The organism is Variovorax sp. OV329 (assembly GCF_900114785.1).
Taxonomy (GTDB): Bacteria; Pseudomonadota; Gammaproteobacteria; order Burkholderiales; family Burkholderiaceae_C; genus Variovorax.
On sequence record NZ_FOUG01000027.1, the window covers coordinates 1 to 16568 of the forward strand.

At 68.0% G+C, this 16568-nt stretch carries 16 protein-coding genes; 7 read left to right on the forward strand and 9 right to left on the reverse strand.

Annotated elements, in window-relative coordinates:
* The 6 genes from BM345_RS27715 to BM345_RS27740 all read right to left on the reverse strand — a co-directional run.
* A partial coding sequence (locus tag BM345_RS27715; RefSeq protein ID WP_175545178.1) for a UxaA family hydrolase occupies nt 1-1019 on the reverse strand: 1019 nt, incomplete at its 3' end.
* 13 nt (nt 1020-1032) lie between these two features.
* A complete protein-coding gene (locus BM345_RS27720; protein WP_093386554.1) occupies nt 1033-2340 on the reverse strand; it encodes a TRAP transporter large permease in 1308 nt (435 codons plus the stop codon).
* The gene (locus BM345_RS27725; protein ID WP_254790032.1) at nt 2331-2777 is read right to left on the reverse strand and encodes a TRAP transporter small permease; all 447 of its coding nucleotides are present in this window, start codon (nt 2775-2777) and stop codon (nt 2331-2333) included. The genes BM345_RS27720 and BM345_RS27725 overlap by 10 nt, the downstream gene beginning before the upstream one ends.
* A gap of 227 nt (nt 2778-3004) precedes the next feature.
* Complete coding sequence (locus tag BM345_RS27730; RefSeq protein ID WP_093386559.1) at nt 3005-3976, reverse strand: TRAP transporter substrate-binding protein; 972 nt, start codon at nt 3974-3976, stop codon at nt 3005-3007.
* Between the two features lie 52 nt (nt 3977-4028).
* The gene (locus BM345_RS27735) at nt 4029-4928 is read right to left on the reverse strand and encodes an SMP-30/gluconolactonase/LRE family protein (protein ID WP_093386561.1); all 900 of its coding nucleotides are present in this window, start codon (nt 4926-4928) and stop codon (nt 4029-4031) included.
* Nucleotides 4929-4950: 22 nt separating this feature from the next.
* Nucleotides 4951-5799 carry an NAD-dependent epimerase/dehydratase family protein gene (locus BM345_RS27740; protein ID WP_093386564.1) on the reverse strand — a complete coding sequence of 283 codons (849 nt, stop codon included), beginning with the start codon at nt 5797-5799 and terminating at the stop codon, nt 4951-4953.
* A gap of 54 nt (nt 5800-5853) precedes the next feature.
* On the opposite strand from BM345_RS27740, the gene BM345_RS27745 reads away from it, so the two are divergent.
* From BM345_RS27745 to BM345_RS27760, 4 genes are all read left to right on the forward strand, one after another.
* The gene (locus tag BM345_RS27745; protein WP_093386567.1) at nt 5854-6672 is read left to right on the forward strand and encodes a FadR/GntR family transcriptional regulator; all 819 of its coding nucleotides are present in this window, start codon (nt 5854-5856) and stop codon (nt 6670-6672) included.
* Between the two features lie 151 nt (nt 6673-6823).
* The gene (locus BM345_RS27750) at nt 6824-7813 is read left to right on the forward strand and encodes a Bug family tripartite tricarboxylate transporter substrate binding protein (protein ID WP_093386569.1); all 990 of its coding nucleotides are present in this window, start codon (nt 6824-6826) and stop codon (nt 7811-7813) included.
* Nucleotides 7814-7871: 58 nt separating this feature from the next.
* Entirely contained in the window at nt 7872-8783 is a 912-nt protein-coding gene (kdgD, locus tag BM345_RS27755; protein ID WP_093386572.1) for a 5-dehydro-4-deoxyglucarate dehydratase, read from the forward strand.
* A gap of 30 nt (nt 8784-8813) precedes the next feature.
* A complete protein-coding gene (locus tag BM345_RS27760) occupies nt 8814-10250 on the forward strand; it encodes an aldehyde dehydrogenase family protein (protein ID WP_093386574.1) in 1437 nt (478 codons plus the stop codon).
* Here BM345_RS27760 and BM345_RS27765 read toward each other — a convergent pair.
* Both BM345_RS27765 and BM345_RS27770 read right to left on the reverse strand, forming a co-directional pair.
* Complete coding sequence (locus tag BM345_RS27765) at nt 10235-11716, reverse strand: flavin-containing monooxygenase (RefSeq protein WP_093386577.1); 1482 nt, start codon at nt 11714-11716, stop codon at nt 10235-10237. The genes BM345_RS27760 and BM345_RS27765 overlap by 16 nt on opposite strands.
* Before the next feature lie 7 nt (nt 11717-11723).
* Nucleotides 11724-12629 carry an AEC family transporter gene (locus tag BM345_RS27770; protein ID WP_093386579.1) on the reverse strand — a complete coding sequence of 302 codons (906 nt, stop codon included), beginning with the start codon at nt 12627-12629 and terminating at the stop codon, nt 11724-11726.
* A gap of 124 nt (nt 12630-12753) precedes the next feature.
* Here BM345_RS27770 and BM345_RS27775 point away from each other — a divergent pair, with 124 nt between their 5' ends.
* The 3 genes from BM345_RS27775 (at nt 12754) to BM345_RS27785 (ending at nt 15737) form a co-directional block, all read left to right on the forward strand.
* Complete coding sequence (locus BM345_RS27775) at nt 12754-13728, forward strand: tripartite tricarboxylate transporter substrate binding protein BugE (protein ID WP_175545181.1); 975 nt, start codon at nt 12754-12756, stop codon at nt 13726-13728.
* 78 nt (nt 13729-13806) lie between these two features.
* Complete coding sequence (gene xerD, locus BM345_RS27780) at nt 13807-14715, forward strand: site-specific tyrosine recombinase XerD (RefSeq protein WP_093386582.1); 909 nt, start codon at nt 13807-13809, stop codon at nt 14713-14715.
* Between the two features lie 26 nt (nt 14716-14741).
* The gene (locus BM345_RS27785; protein WP_093386584.1) at nt 14742-15737 is read left to right on the forward strand and encodes a Bug family tripartite tricarboxylate transporter substrate binding protein; all 996 of its coding nucleotides are present in this window, start codon (nt 14742-14744) and stop codon (nt 15735-15737) included.
* Here the strand turns inward: BM345_RS27785 and BM345_RS27790 are convergent, their stop codons facing one another.
* Nucleotides 15738-16553: a ferritin-like domain-containing protein gene (locus BM345_RS27790; RefSeq protein WP_093386586.1), complete on the reverse strand. Its 816-nt coding sequence runs from the start codon at nt 16551-16553 to the stop codon at nt 15738-15740.
* Nucleotides 16554-16568 lie beyond the last annotated feature (15 nt).

A 16568-nucleotide genomic window follows, 5' to 3' on the forward strand; every position in this document is an offset into this window, starting at 1 on the left:
GTCGCGCGCGAGGTGAGCTGGTCGATGCCGTCGCGCACCTCGGTCACTTCGGAGAACATCACGGTGGCGCCCGCGCGCACCAGCAGGTCGGTGCAAAAGCCCACTGCCGGGTTGGCCGTGACGCCCGAGAAGGCATCGCTGCCCCCGCACTGCACGCCCACCACCAGTTCGCTGGCGGGCACGCTCTCACGCCGGCGCGCGTTCAGGCGCTCCAGGTGTTCCTCGGCCTGGCGCATGACCGAGTCGATCATGGACATGAAGCCCACGTGCGCCTCGTCCTGCAGGCACACCACGTCCAGCTGGCTGGTGGCGTTCTCGCCCACGTCGGCCACGTTGCGCTCATCCACCAGCGGGATGGTGCCGGGGGGCAGCAGGCGCTCGGGCTGCAGCTTCTCGCAGCCCAGGCTCACCACCATCACCTCGCCACCAAAGTTGGGGTTCAGGCTGATGTTGCGCAGGGTGCGGATGGGAATGATCGCGTCGGGCGCGTCGATGGCCACGCCGCAGCCGTAGCTGTGCTCCAGCGCCACCACGTCGTCGACATGCGGATACTTGGGCAGCAGCTCGGCCTTGATGCGCTGCACGGCGAAGTCGGTGACGCCGGCCACGCACTGCACGGTCTGGGTGATCGCCAGGATGTTGCGCGTGCCCACCGTGCCGTCGGGGTTGCGGAAGCCCTCGAAGCTGAAGCCTTCCAGCGGCGCGGCAGCCGGCGGCTTGACGGTGGCGATGGGCAGGCCCTGCAGCTCGCGCGCGGCGGGCATCTGCAGCAGGCGCTCGTGCACCCAGCTGCCTGCGGGAATGGGCTTGAGGGCGTAGCCGATGGCCACGTTGTAGCGCAGCACCGCATCGCCTTCGGCCAGGTCGACCAGCGACACCTTGTGGCCCTGCGGCACGTTGTCGACGAGGGCGAGGCCGTCGTCGAACACCGTGCCGGCCTTCAGGCCACCGTCGTTGGCGACGATGGCGACGTTGTCGGCCGGATGGACCTGGATGCGATGGGGCGCGCGGGTGCTCATGGCGATGCTCGGGCTACTTGGCGACGACGGTCGGGTTGAAGAGCTCGGGCAGCCACATCGAGAAGGAGGGCACGTAGGTCACCAGCATCAGGCACACCAGCAGCGCGCCGTAGAAGGGCCAGATGGACCGCATCACCGTCCCCACGGAGACCTCCCCGATCGCGCATCCTATGAACTGCGTGGTGCCCACCGGTGGCGTGTTCAGCCCCAGCGCGCAGTTGATCAGCATCACGATGCCGAACTGCACCGGGCTCATGCCGAACTGCATGGCGATGGGCAGGAAGATGGGCGTGCAGATCAGGATGGTGGCTGCCATGTCCAGGAAGGTGCCCAGCACGAACAGCAGCACGTTGATCATCAGGAAGATGACCCAGGGCGAGCTCGACACGCTGGTCATCAGCTCGCCGGTCTTCTGCGGCACTTCGTACAGCGCCATGAAGTAGCCGAAGGCCGAGGAGATGCCGATCAGCAGCAGCACCACGCCGGTGGTGCGGCAGGCCTTGGCGCAGGCCTTGATGAAGTCGTGCCAGCTCAGCGAGCGGTACACGAACACCGTGACGATCAGCGCCCACAGCACCGCGGTGGCGGCCGACTCGGTGGCGGTGAACACGCCCGACAGGATGCCCGCCAGGATGATGACCACGATCAGCAGCCCCGGCAGGGCCGCGATGAAGGCGGCCAGCACTTCGCTCCAGCCCGGGAAGGCGCCGCGGATCGGGTAGCCGCGCTTGATGGCCACGTAGTAGGCCGCCGCCAGGTTGCACAGCGTGAGGATCAGCGCGGGAATGAGGCCCGCGAGGATCAGGCTGAGCACGCTCACCGAGGCGATGCCCGTGGTGGCCAGCGTGAAGATGATCAGGTTGTGCGAGGTGGGCATCAGTGCGCCCACCAGGGCCGCGTGGGTCGTGACGTTGACCGCGTAGTCGGCGTCGTACCCTTCCTTCTTCATCAGCGGGATCATCACCGAGCCCATGGCCGAGACGTCGGCCACCGGCGAGCCGGCGACGCCGCCGAACAGCGTGCAGCCCACCACGTTGCTCATGCCCAGGCCGCCGCGCACGTGGCCGATCAGGCTGTTGGCGAAGCGCACGATGCGCTGGGCGATGCCGCCGTAGAGCATGAGTTCGCCGGCGAACACGAAGAAGGGGATGGCCAGGAAGGAGAAGATCTGCATGCCGCCGACCATCTTCTGGAACACCACGGCGGTGGGCAGGCCCGCATACCAGACCGTGGCCACCGAGGCCAGGCCGATCGAGAAGGCCACCGGCACGCCCAGGACGAGCAGTGCCGCGAAGGCGATGGTCAGGACAGTCAGTTCCACGCTGGCACCACTTCCTCGCCGCGCAGCAGCGCGACGATATGTTCGATTGAAAAAAGCACGATGAGGATGCCCGCCACCACCAGCGCGAGGTAGTCCGCGCCCACGGGGATGTGCAGCATGGGCTTGAGGTCGGTCCACTTGAGCTGGGTCCACATCCAGCCGCTCCACACCATGATGGCGCCGAAGAAGGCCACCAGCGCGTGGATCAGGATCTCGACCTTCAGGCGCGCCGATTCGGGCAGCAGGGACACCAGCGAATCGAGCCCGATGTGGCCCGAGTCGCGCACGCCCACGGCCACGCCCAAGGCGGTGACGTACAGCACCAGCTGCAGCGCCAGGTCCTCGGCCCAGGTCGGCGTGTCGTTGAAGACGTAGCGGCCCACCACCTGGTACTGCACGCACACGATGATGCCGATGAGCATCACCACGGCCAGCATCAGGCTGTACTTGGAAAGAAAGGCGCAGATGCGCGAGTAGAGGTGGCGCGCGGGCGGACGCTCGTGCCCCTCGTTCAGCTCGTGGAGCTGAAGGGGCACGTCGTTCACGTCCGCGGCCGTCTCTGCCGGTTGGGCGGCGAGGGTCATGGAAGTCTCTTCAGGATGGGTCCGGGACCGTCCCCGCCGTGCGGGGCGGGAACGGGTTCACGACAAGGCGCGCGACTTACTTACTTGCCGCTGTCCTGCACGGCCTTCACCAGGCGTTGCAGGTCAGGCGTGGTGATGAACTTGGCGTACACGGGGGCCATGGCCGTGCGGAAGGAGGCCTTGTCCACGTCCGTGACGATGGTCGCGCCGCCCTTGGTCACCACGTCCAGCGACTTGGCTTCCTGCTCGTCCCACTTCTTGCGCTGGAAAGGCACGGAGTCCTTGGCGGCCTGGCGGAAGAGCGCCTGGTCTTCCTTGGACAGCTTGTCGTACACGGCCTTGGACATCACCAGCATTTCCGGCGCCATCGAGTGCTCGGTGCGCGAGTAGATCTTCACCGCCTCGTAGTGCTTGAAGCCGTCGTAGGAGGGGATGTTGTTCTCGGCGGCGTCGATCAGGCCGGTCTTCAGCGCGGTGTAGACCTCGCCGGCAGGCATGGGAGTGGGGTTGGCGCCCATGGCGCTGGCCAGCGCGATCCACAGGTCGGACTGCTGCACGCGGATCTTCAGGCCCTTGGTGTCGGCCACCGACTTCACCGGCTTCTTGGCGTAGATGGAGCGCGCGCCGCTGTCGTAGAAGGCCAGGCCGACCAGGCCTTCATGCTCGCAGCCCTTGAGGATTTCCTCGCCGATCGGGCCGTCCAGCGTCTTGCGCATGTGGTCGATCGAGCTGAACAGGAAGGGCATGGTGGGCACCAGCGTCTTCGGGCACATGGAGTTCAGCGCGCTGATGTTCACGCGGTTCATCTCCAGCGCGCCGATCTTGACCTGGTCGATGGTCTCCTTCTCCGAGCCGAGGGCGCTCTTGTTGAAGACCTTGATCTTGTACTTGCCGTTGCTGCGCTTTTCCAGCAACTCGCTCATGTGCTTCACGGCCGCCACGGTGGGGTATTCGTCGCTGTTGTGCACGTCGGCCGAGCGGAACTCGACGGCGTGTGCAGCCAGGGCGCAGGCACTCGCGGCGAGCGCGATCAGGGTGCGGGTGTATTTCATTTGTCTTCCTCTTTGGTGGGTGGTTGAAATCTGATGGAAACGCTTGAAAAACTCAGAACCGGCAATCGGGCTCGGGCAGGCCCTTCACGCCGGGGTTCAGCGCGAACACGCCGCCGGCCAGGGGCTGGTCGGACAGGTCGCCGCCCGGGCGGATGGAGGTCACGAACAAGGTGTCGAGCGCGCTGCCGCCGAAGGCGCACATCGCGGGCTTCTTCACCGGCACGGCCAGCGAGCGGTCGAGCTTGCCCTCCGGCGTGAAGCGGTGCACCAGGCCGGCGTCGTTGCCGCAGATCCAGTAGCAGCCATCCGCGTCGACCGCGGCACCGTCGGGGCGGCCGGGCAGGGGCTTCATGTCCACGAACAGGCGCCGGTTGTGCGGCGTGCCGGTCTGGGTGTCGTAGTCGAAGGCCCAGATGGCCTGCACGTTCGGATGCGAGTCCGACAGGTACATGGTGCGGCCGTCGGGGCTGAAGGCCATGCCGTTGGGCACGATCATGTGCTCGAAGTGCACCCGCAGCGCCGCTTCGGCGTTGACGTCGCTCTGGTAGCGGTAGACGCGGCCGACCTCGCGGGCCGCGGCCATGTCCATCAGCATGGTGCCGGCCCAGAAGCGGCCCTGGCGGTCGCAGCGGCCGTCGTTGAAGCGCATGCCCGATTGCTCGTGTGCCACGTGGGCCAGGCGCGTCGTGGCCAGGGTGCCGTCGTCTCGCGTGGCGATGGCGAACAGGCCGCTTTCCATGCCGGCGATCCATTGGCCCGGGTGGCCGGCGCGCGGCGCGATGCAGGCGAGCATCTCGTCGCCGGTCCAGATCTTGTGGGCGCCGGTGGACGGGTCGATGCGATGCAGCTGGCGGGCGGGAATGTCCACCCAGTAGAGGGCCTGCTCCTGCGCGCTCCACACGGGGCTTTCGCCCGTGGCGCAGCGCGCGTCGAGGATGAGTTCGGCTTGCATGTGAGGCAACGCGGGATTCGCCTCAGTCGCCGAAGGGGCCCTGGGCGGTGAAGGCGCCGCCCTGGTAGATGGCGTTGGGATCGGTGGGTGCCACCGGCGGCTGCGCCTCGACCTTGGCGCGGAAGACCTCGGAGCTGTCCTGCGGCACGAAGCCCAGGTGCGCCGCCGCGCTGTTGTCCCACCACACGTCGCGGTTGGCCGACATGCCGTAGACCACGGTGTGCTTCACGTCCGGCGTGAAGAGCGATTTCTCGATCAGGCTGGTCAGGTCGCGGTAGCTGAGCCAGGTGCTCATCATCCGGCGGTTCAGCGGCTCGGGGAAGGAAGAGCCGATGCGGATGCTCACCGTCTCGATGCCGTAGCGGTCGAAGTAGAACTGGGCCACGTCCTCGCCGAAGGACTTGGACAGGCCGTAGTAGCCGTCGGGCCGGCGCGCGGCGTGGGCGTCGATGTGCTCGCTCTGCTCGTAGAAGCCGATCACGTGGTTGGAACTGGCGAACACCACGCGCTTCACGCCGTGGCGGCGGGCCGCCTCGTAGATGTGGAAGACGCCCTTGATGTTCGCTTCGAGGATTTCCTCGAAAGGGCGCTCGACGGACACGCCGCCCAGGTGGACGATGGCGTCGCAGCCGGCCACCAGGGCGTCCACGGCCTTCTTGTCGGCCAGGTTGCAGGGCGTCACTTCCTCGTGGGCGCCGGCCGCGGGTGCCATCTCGGCGACGTCGGACAGGCGGATGACTTGGGCAAAGGGTTGCAGGCGCTCGCGCAGCACCTTGCCCAGGCCGCCGGCGGCGCCGGTCAGCAGCAGGCGGGAAAGCTTGGGGGCCGCAGTAGTGGCTGGGGCCGGAGTCTTGCCGGATGTCTCGCTCATAGGTATCGTAAGTTATCTGTTGTCGTACAACTGCCGCGCAATTATCATCAGGCCATGTCGCGCGTGTCAACAGAGCTTCCCAGGCCCACCGGCGCCCCGGCCGACGCGCCGGTCGCGCCGGCGACCCGCGCGCGGCCTCGGGGCCGGGGACTGGCGCACGCCCTGGTGGACGCCTTCGGCATCCAGATCCGCGACGGCGCGTTGCGGCCGGGCGACAAGCTGCCCACCGAGTCGGCCATCATGCAGTCCTTCGGCGTGAGCCGGACCGTCGTGCGCGAAGCGCTGTCCAAGCTTCAGGCGGGCGGCCTGGTGGAAACGCACCACGGCATCGGCACCTTCGTGCTGCAGCCGCGCACCACGGGCATGTTCCGGCTGGATGCGGGCGACATCGCCACCTCGGTCGACGTGCTGGCGGTGCTGGAACTGCGCATCAGCCTGGAGACCGAGTCGGCCGGCCTGGCGGCCAGCCGCCACACCGAGGCGCAGCTGCAGGCCATGCGCCAGGCGCTGGACGACTTCGAGACCAACGTCGCCCAGGCCGGGGACACCGTGGCGCCGGACTTCCGCTTCCACCTGGAGATCGCCCAGGCCACCGGCAATCCGTACTTCGCGGACATCATGAGCCACCTGGGCACCACGATCATCCCGCGCACCCGCATCAATGCCCTGCGCAACATCGACCGAGGCGCCGAGTACCTGAGCCGGGTCAACCGCGAGCACGAGGAGATCTACGCCGCCATCGCCCGGCGCGACTCCGAGTCGGCGCGCGCCGCCATGCGCATCCACCTGACCAACAGCCGCGAACGCCTGCGGCTGGCGCAGGAGGCCGCGCGCCTGGCACAGCAGGGCGCCGAGGCCAAGCCCTCCCGCTGATCCGTGAATCCGGCGGCGATCGGCCGCCATCCGGCTGGACAAGTCGTTCTTTCAGTTGTACGATGACTGATGACAAGTCGGACACGATGCCCGCTGCAATCCGCGGCGAAGGCATGGGCCGGCTCCCTTCCACACCCCAAGGAGACAAGAGATGAACGTTCAACGCCGGCGCCACCTGATCGGTGCCTCCCTGCTGATGGGCGCCACGCTGGTCGGGGCGCATGCGCCCGCCCTGGCGCAGGCCGAGTGGAATCCCACCAAGCCGATCCGCATCGTGGTGCCCTACCCGCCGGGCGGGTCGTCGGACATCATCGCCCGCGCCATCAGCCAGCCGCTGTCCGCGGCCCTGGGCCAGACGGTGATCGTCGACAACAAGCCGGGTGCCAACGGCAACCTGGGCGCCGACCTGGTCGCCAAGGCGCCGGCCGACGGCTACACGCTGCTTCTGTGCGACGTGGGTGCGCTGGCCATCAGCCCCTCGGTCTACACCAAGCTCAGCTTCGACCCCTCCAAGGACCTGCGCGGCGTGACCATGCTGGCCTACTCGCCCCACCTGCTGGTGGTGCACCCCTCGGTGAAGGCCGACAGCCTGAAGGAGCTGGTGGCGCTGTCCAAGACCAGCGACCTGAACTTCGCCGTCACCGCCACCGGCAGCGCGCCGCACCTGGCGGGCGTGGCCCTGCAGCGCGCGGTGGGCGCCAAGTGGGTGTACGTGCCCTACAAGGGCGGCGTGCAGGCCATCCAGGACACGGTAGCCGGCCAGACCCAGGTGCTGATGAACGGCATGCTGGCCACGCTGCCGCAGGTGCAGAACGGCAAGCTCAAGGTGCTGGCCGTGTCCAAGGCCACGCGCATGCCGCTGATCGGCAACGTGCCCACCGTGGCCGAACAGGGCGTGCCCGGCTTCGAGTCCGGCACCTGGCAGGGCGTGCGCGTGCCGCGCGGCACGCCCGACGCCGTGGTCAACCGCCTGAACAAGGAACTCATCACCATCATCCGCTCGGCCGACATCCGCTCGCGCCTGGCCGGGCAGGGCGCCGAGGTGGTGACCATGACGCCGGCCGAGGAAGAGCAGTTCTTCAACAAGGAGCGCGCCCGCTGGGCCAAGGTCGTCAAGGACGCCGACATCCGGCTCGACTGAGCATTTCCTTTCTTTCCCTCACACCATCCCCAACCCACCCTCACTGGACCGTTCGCAGATGAATCCGCAAGAACTCAAGACCATCATGGGCTCCGGCCTGCTCTCCTTTCCGCTCACCGACTTCGATTCGAACGGCGACTTCGACAAGAAGGGCTACATCGAGCGCCTGGAATGGCTGGCGCCCTACGGTGCCACGGCCCTGTTCGCCGCCGGCGGCACGGGCGAGTTCTTCTCGCTGACCGGCGAGGAATATCCCGAGATCATCCAGACCGCGGTCGACACCTGCCGCGGCAAGGTGCCGATCATTGCCGGCACCGGCGGCCCGACCCGCTTCGCCATCCAGTGCGCACAAGCTGCCGAGAAGGCCGGCGCGCACGGCATCCTGCTGCTGCCGCACTACCTGACCGAAGCCGGCCAGGAAGGCCTGGCCGCGCACGTGGAAGCGGTGTGCAAGAGCGTGAAGTTCGGCGTCATCGTCTACAACCGCGCCAACAGCCGCCTCAAGCCCGAGACACTGGCCAGGCTGGCCGAGCGCAACCCGAACCTGGTGGGCTTCAAGGACGGCGTGGGTGACATCGAGGCCATGGTCGCGATCTACCAGAAGATGGGCGACCGCTTCGCCTACCTGGGCGGCCTGCCCACGGCCGAGGTCTATGCCGCTGCCTACAAGGCGCTGGGAACCCCGGTGTACTCGTCGGCGGTGTTCAACTTCATCCCCAAGACCGCGATCCAGTTCTACGAAGCCGTGCGCGACGACGACATGGCCACGCAGCACCGCCTGCTCAAGGACTTCTTCATGCCCTACCTGGACCTGCGCAACCGCATGCCCGGCTACGCCGTGAGCATCGTGAAGGCGGGCGCCAAGCTCGTCGGCCATGACGCCGGCCCGGTGCGCGCACCGCTGACCGACCTCAAGCCCGACGAATTGGACAAGCTCAAGGCCCTGATCGACACTCTCGGCCCGCAATAAGCGGCGGCACCTCAAGAGGAGCGAATCCAGATGCAGCAACACGACAACTTCATCGGCGGCCAGTGGGTCAAGGGCAACAGCTACAGCCCCAACATCAACCCGTCGAACCTGGCCGACACCATCGCCGAGTACGCCCAGGGCGACGCCGCGCAGGTGAACGCGGCGGTGGCCGCCGCCACTGCGGCCTTCCCGGCCTGGGCCACCGGCAGCGTGCAGGCGCGCTCGGACGCGCTGGACAAGATCGGCAACGAGATCCTGGCGCGCAAGGAAGAACTGGGCACGCTGCTGGCGCGCGAAGAGGGCAAGACCAAGGCCGAAGGCATCGGCGAGGCGGCCCGCGCCGGCTACATCTTCAAGTTCTTCGCCGGCGAATGCCTGCGCCTGGCCGGCGAACTGCTGCCCTCGGTGCGCCCCAACATCGGCGTGGAGATCACCCGCGAGCCCGTGGGCGTGGTGGGCCTGATCACGCCGTGGAACTTTCCCATCGCCATTCCGGCGTGGAAGATCGCCCCGGCGCTGGCCTTCGGCAATTGCGTGGTGCTCAAGCCGGCCGACCTGGTGCCGGGCTGCGCCTGGGCGATCGCCGAGATCATCAGCCGTTCGGGCATCCCCGCGGGCGTGTTCAACCTGGTGATGGGCCGCGGCAGCGTCATCGGCAACGCGCTGGTCGAGCACCCGGGCGTGCATGCCATCAGCTTCACCGGCTCGGTGGGCGTGGGCCGCGGCATCGCGCAGCGCTGCGTGGAGACGCACAAGAAGGTGCAGCTGGAGATGGGCGGCAAGAACCCGCAGGTGGTGCTGGATGACGCCGACCTGGCGCAAGCCGTGGAACTGAGCGTGCAGAGCGCCTTCTACTCCACCGGCCAGCGCTGCACCGCTTCCAGCCGCCTGATCGTCACCGAAGGCATCTACCCCAAATTCATCGAGGCCATGAAGGCGCGCATGGAGAAGATCAAGGTGGGCGACGCGCTGGCGCAGGGCACGGACATCGGCCCGGTGTCCAGCCAGAGCCAGCTGGAGCAGGACCTGAGCTACATCGAGATTGGCAAAGGGGAGGGCGCCACGCTGGCAGCGGGTGGCCAGCGCCTGAAGCTGGACACCGATGGCTTCTACATGCAGCCGGCGCTGTTCTCCGAGTCGGTGGCGGCGATGCGCATCAACAAGGAAGAGATCTTCGGCCCGGTGGCCAGCGTGATCCGCGTGAAGGATTACGACGAAGCCCTGGCGACGGCCAACGACACCGAGTTCGGCCTGTCGGCGGGCATCGCCACCACCAGCCTGAAGTACGCCACGCACTTCAAGCGCCACAGCCAGGCGGGCATGGTGATGGTGAACCTGCCCACGGCGGGCGTGGACTACCACGTGCCCTTTGGCGGGCGCAAGGGCTCGAGCTACGGCCCGCGCGAGCAGGGCAAGTACGCGCAGGAGTTCTTCACCACGGTGAAGACGGCCTACACCCTGGCCTGAGAAGAAGAGAACTGCATCACGCCGTCGGCCAGCTTCGCCCAGCGAAGCTGGACCCAGTCGGCGAGGTAGTTCTGGTTCAGCTGCCAGGGCTTGTCCCGGCCCTGCTTGGGCAGTTGCGCATGCGCGCGCTGCAAATAGCCCGATGACAGCGCGCCCCACGAGGGCTGCGCTGCGTCCGCGTGCTCGTCCACGCGCGGCGTGCACTGCACGTAGCCGCGGCTGCGCATGTGGTTGAGCAGCCGGCAGACGAAGACGCTGGCCAGGTCCGCCTTGAGCGTCCACGAGGCGTTGACGTAGCCGACCACGGTGGCCAGGTTGGGCACGCCGCCGAACATCACGCCCTTGTAGTAGACGAGTTGCGAAGGGTCGATGGCGCGTCCGTCCACTACCAGCCTCAGCGCGCCCAGCGGCTTGAGCTTCAGGCCGGTGGCGGTGATCACGATGTCCGCGCTCAGGTGCGCGCCGCTCTTTAGGTCGATGCCGTTGCGGGTGAAGTGGTCGATCTCGTCGGTGACCATGCTCACGCGGCCCTCGCGGATGCGCCTGAACAGGTCGCCGTCGGGCACCAGGCACAGGCGCTGTTCCCAGGGCTTGTAGCGCGGCGTGAAGTGCCGGGTCACGTCGTAGCCCGGGCCCAGCTGCTGGCGCACCATGCCGACCAGGAAGGCCTTGGCCCGCTGCGGCTTGCGCATGCAGGTGCGGTAGACGTACATGGTGAAGAGCAGGTTGCGCCAGCGGTTCAGGCCGTGCGAGAGGCGCGGCCCCAACCGGCGCCGCAGCCAGTTGGCCGAGGCATCCACCGAGGGCCGCACGGCCATGTAGGTGGGCGAGCGCTGCAGCAGCGTCACGTGCGAGGCCTGGGTCGCCAGGGCCGGAACGAGCGTCACGGCGGTGGCGCCGCTGCCGATCACCACCACCTGCTTGCCGATGGCGTCGAAGTCATCGGGCCAGTGCTGCGGATGCACCACGCGGCCGGCAAAGGCATCGAGGCCGGCGAACTCGGGCGTGTAGCCGCCCTGGTAATCGTAGTAGCCGGTGCACAGCAGCAGGAAGCGGCAGCGCAGTTGCAGGCTCCCATCGCTGCGCTCGATGCCCACCGTCCACAGGGCGTCCTCGCTGGTCCAGCGCGCCTCGCGAACGGCGTGGCCGTAGCGGATCAGCGGCGCCACGCCTTCCTCGCGCGCCGTGTCCTGCAGGTACTGCAGGATCTCCGGGCCGCTGGCGATGCTGCGCTCGCCGGTCCAGGGTCGGAAGGCGTAGCTGAGCGTGTGCATGTCGGAGTCGGAACGCACGCCCGGGTAGCGGAACAGGTCCCAGGTGCCGCCCAGGCGGTCGCGCGCCTCCACGATGGCGACGCTGTGCTGCGGGCACCGGCGCCGGATGTGGCTCGCAGCGCCGATGCCGGACAGGCCGGCACCGACGATCAGCACATCGACATCGAGGGCATCGTTCGGGTCTGCATCCATGCTCGGCTCACCTCGGCAGTGCCAATGCGAAGCTCAGGCTCGCCACTCCCAGCAAGGTCGACAGCGTGACGAGCCCCGCCACGAAGGGGCCGTTGTACCCCATCCGGCTCGCCAGCACATAGGCGCTGGAAGCGGTGGGCACGGCGGAGAAGGTCATCAGCACGGCCGCCTGCGTGGGCTCCAGCCGCATGGCGCGGGTCAGGCCCCAGGCCACCAGGGGCAGCAGCAGGTGGCGAATCGAGAGCACCGACACCGCCAGCACCTTGCCCCGGCCCAGCGTCGCGAACTGCATGCCCGCGCCGGCGGCCATGAGGCCCAGGGCCAGCGAGGCGCCGCCGATGCGCGACAGCGTGGGCGTGAGCCAGTTCGGCACGGTGAAGCCCAGGATGTTGGCCAGCAGCCCGGAGACGGTGGCGATGATGAGCGGGTTGCGCACCAGCTGGCGCACGAAGCCGGTCTGCGCATGGCGCGCCATCGGCCACACCGAGGCCACGTTGAGCAGGGGAACGCACACGCCGATCAGCACCGCGATCAGCAACAGGCCCTGTGCGCCCGCCAGCCGGTCGGCCAGCGTGAGGCTGATGAAGGAGTTGAAGCGGAAGGCCACCTGCGCGCTCGCCGCATGCTCGCGCCGGTCGATGTGATGACGCAGCCAGGGCAGGTAGGGCAGGCTGTAGGACAGGGCGATGCCCGTCAGGCTCAGCATCACGCCGGCGGCCACCAGGCTGGAAGTGGCGCCGAAGTCCAGCGGGCTGCGCACGATCGAGTGGAACAGCAGGACAGGGAAGAGAAAGTAGTACACCAGGCTGTCGACCTGGTCCCAGACCTTGCGGTTCAGGCCGGTGTATCGGCACAGGAGCCAGCCGCAGGCGATCAGGGAGAAGTCGGGAAAAAGCAGCTGGGCATGGTTCACCCATCCGAGGATAAACCGGCCATTGCCATGGGTAATCCAGGGAATGGTCTGCCGGCGCTTGCCGCTAGCATCGAGGTCTCGAATTTTGTTCCCGACCCCTTCCAATCAAGGAGATTCCTAGATGATTCAAAGTCGCCATTGGGCCGCGATGGCCGCTGCCAGCGCGATGCTCACCATGGCAGGCCCCAGCCTGGCGCAGAACTACCCCAACAAGCCGATCGAGCTGCAGGTGCCTTTCGCGCCAGGGGGCACCACCGACATCGTGGCCCGCGTCGTGGCCGACCCGCTCAGCCGCGTGCTGGGCCAGAGCGTGATCGTGATCAACAAGGCCGGCGGCGGCGGTGCCGTGGGCGCCAACGAAACCGCCAAGGCAGCGCCGGACGGCTACAAGCTGGGCGTGGCCACCGTGTCGAGCACGGCCGCCAACCCGGCCATCAACCCCAAGACGCCCTACAACCCGCTCACCGACTTCACGCCCATCATCAACCTGGCGGCCACGCCGAACGTGATCGCGGTCAACCCGAACTTCCCGGCCAAGAACTACCAGGAATTCGTGGCCGAGCTCAAGCGCAACCCGGGCAAGTATTCCTACTCCAGCTCGGGCACGGGCGGCATCGGCCACCTGCTGATGGAGCTCTACAAGAGCCTGACCAACACCTACGTCACCCACATCCCGTACCGCGGCGCGGGTCCGGCGCTGACCGACACGGTGGGCGGCCAGGTGCCGATGATCTTCGACAACCTCCCCTCGGCCATGCCCTTCATCCAGGCCGGCAAGCTGGTGCCCATCGTGGTGGCCGCGCCGCAGCGTCTGAAGGAACTGCCCAACGTGCCCACCTTCAAGGAAGTGGGCCTGGAGCCGGTGAACCGCATGGCCTACTACGGCATCCTGGGCCCCAAGGGCCTGCCCAAGGAAGTGGTGGACAAGATCAACGCCGGAGCGAAGAAGGCGCTGGAAGAGCCCGCGGTGCGCAAGCGCATCGAGGAAACGGGTTCGGTGGTCGTCGCCAACACGCCCGAGCAGTTTGCCGAGCAGATCAAGGCCGAGCTGGCGATCTACAAGCAAGTGGTTGCCAAGCAGAAGCTGACCCTGGACTGAGGACGCATCAGCTCTGAGCAAAGAGAAAGCCGCCTTTCGGGCGGCTTTCTCTTTATGTTTTGCTAGGCTTGCGCCCCGATGAATTCCGCGCCTGCTGCCACCGCCTTCCCCGAAATCGACGAGTTCGTCGATGCGCTGTGGCTCGAGCACGGCCTGGCCAAGAACACGCTCGAGGCGTATCGGCGCGACCTGAGCCTGCTGGCGCAGTGGCTGCGCGAGCGGCACGCCACGCTGGACGCGGTGCGCGAGCACGACCTTCAGGCCTACATGGGTGCGCGCCTGTCGCAGAAGGGCAAGGCCACCTCGGCCAATCGGCGCCTCACTGTCTTCAAGCGCTACTACCGCTGGGCTCTGCGCGAGAAGCGCATCGATGCCGACCCCACGCTGCGACTGATGCCCGCGCGCCAGTCGCTGCGCGTGCCCAAGACGCTGACCGAGAAGCAGGTGGAAGACCTGCTGGCCGCACCCGACCTGAACAACCCGCTGGGCCTGCGCGACCGCGCCATGCTCGAGCTGATGTACGCCAGCGGCCTGCGCGTGAGCGAGCTGGTGGGCCTGAAGGTTTTCGACCTGGGCATGAACGAAGGCGTGCTGCGCGTGATGGGCAAGGGCAGCAAGGAACGCCTGGTGCCCTTCGGCGCCGAAGCGCGGCACTGGATGGAGCGCTACCTTCACGAGGCGCGCGAAGAAATCCTGGCCGGCCAGCAGACCGCCGACCTTTTCGTCACCGCGCGCGGCGCGGGCATGACGCGGGTCATGTTCTGGATCATCGTCAAGAAATGCGCGCTGGCTGCCGGCATCCGCTCGCCACTGTCGCCGCACACGCTGCGGCATGCCTTTGCCACGCACCTGCTCAACCACGGCGCCGACCTGCGCGCGGTGCAGATGCTGCTGGGCCATGCCGACATCTCCACCACCACCATCTACACCCACGTGGCGCGCGAGCGCCTGAAGCAGCTGCACGCCCAGCATCACCCGCGCGGCTGACGCCGCCGCATCGATCGACTGAAGACATGAAGCTCCAAGATTCCTCCATCGCCCGCCGCACCGTGCTGGCCGGCGCCCTCGCGCTGGCTGCCCTCGCAGGCAACGGCGCCGCATTCGCGCAGCAGCCGCTGCCCAAGACCATCCGCATCGTCGTCGCCTATCCGGCCGGCGGCGTGAGCGACGTCATCGCGCGTGCGCTTGGCGACAAGCTGTCGGCGCAGATCGGCAGCGCCGTCGTGGTCGAGAACAAGGCCGGCGCCAGCGGTGCCATCGGCATGGACGCGGTGGCCAAGGCCCCTGCGGACGGCAGCGTGCTGGGCTTCTCGGCCATCAGCCCGCTGGTGCTGAGCCCGCACCTGGGCAAGCTGCCTTTCGATGCGCAGAAGGACATCGCGCCGGTGGCCAGCGTGATGGTCTCGCCTGTGCTGCTGCTGGCCACGTCGGCCAGCAAGAGCCAGGACTTCCCGGGACTGGTGCGCGATGCCAAGGCCTCGCCGGGTGCGATCCGCTGGGCCACCTCGGGGCCGGCGTCGCTAGGCCACATCATGCTGGAGCAGCTCGATGCCGCGGCCAAGCTGGACATCACGCACGTGCCCTACAAGGGCGGCGGCCAGCAGCTCAACGATGCGCTGGGCGGACAGTTCGAGATCCTGTCGACCAACGCCGGGCCCACGCTCACGCCGCACATCCAGTCGGGCAAGCTGCGCCCGCTGGCGGTGGGCGCGCCTTCGCGCCTGCCGGGCCTGCCGCAGGTGCCCACGCTGGCCGAGCTGGGCTATCCGGCGGCCAATCTTTCGTCGCGCTTCGGCATCTTCGTGCCGGCGGCCACCCCGGCCCCGGTGATCGAGCGGCTCAACACCGAGATCAACCGCGCCCTGGCCAACCCCGAGATCGCGGCCAAGCTGCGTGCCACCGACAACGAGCCGGCCGGCGGCAGCCCGGCCGATTTCGCGCGCGAGATCGCCCGCGAGTACGAGGCCAACGGGCGCATCATCCGCGCCGCCAACATCAAGGCCGACTGATCACCGGGCCGCGGCCTGCGCGTCGAGCATGCGCAGTTCTTCCTCGCTGAAGCCCGCCCTCGCGCGGGCTTCGTGGTTGAAGGGCGGCTTCAGGCGCGGGGCCTCGTAGCGGGCCACCAGCTGCGGATAGAGGGGCTCGGGGTCCAGCCCGGCGCGCTCGCACAGCCACCGGTACCAGTGGTTGCCGATGGCCACGTGGCCCACCTCGTCGCGCAGGATGATGTCCAGGATGGCCACCGCCTCGTGCGCGTCGGGCGTGTTGACGCGGCGCAGCTTGGCCTGGATCTGGGGCGTGGCGTCCAGCCCGCGTGCCTCCAGCGTGCGGGGCACCAGGGCCATGCGGGCCAGCACGTCGTCCTTCGTGCGCTCGCACATGGTCCACAGGCCGTCGTGGCCGGGGTAGTCGCCGTAGCGCCAGCCCATCGTCTGCAGGTGCGCATGCAACAGGCCGAAGTGCTGCGCCTCCTCGTCGGCCACGCGCAGCCAGTCGCGGTAGTAGGCGGCGGGCATGCCGTCGAAGCGCCACACGGCGTCCAGCGCCAGGTTGATGGCGTTGAATTCGATGTGGCAGATGGAATGCACCAGCGCCGCGCGGCCTTCAGTAACGAACGGCGAGCGCTTGGGCACCGCGAAGGCGGACACGCGCTCGGGCCGGTCGGGGCGGCCGGGCACGCCTTCGTCGTCGTCGGCGGTGCGCACGGCGCCTTCGCCGATGCCCTCCAGGTCGTCGCTGGCGGCCAGCGCGCGGGTGGCCGCGACCTTCAGCTCGGGGTCGGCCAGGCGCAAGGCCTCAAGGGCACGAAGGCGGGGGTGCATCCCTACAATTCTAGT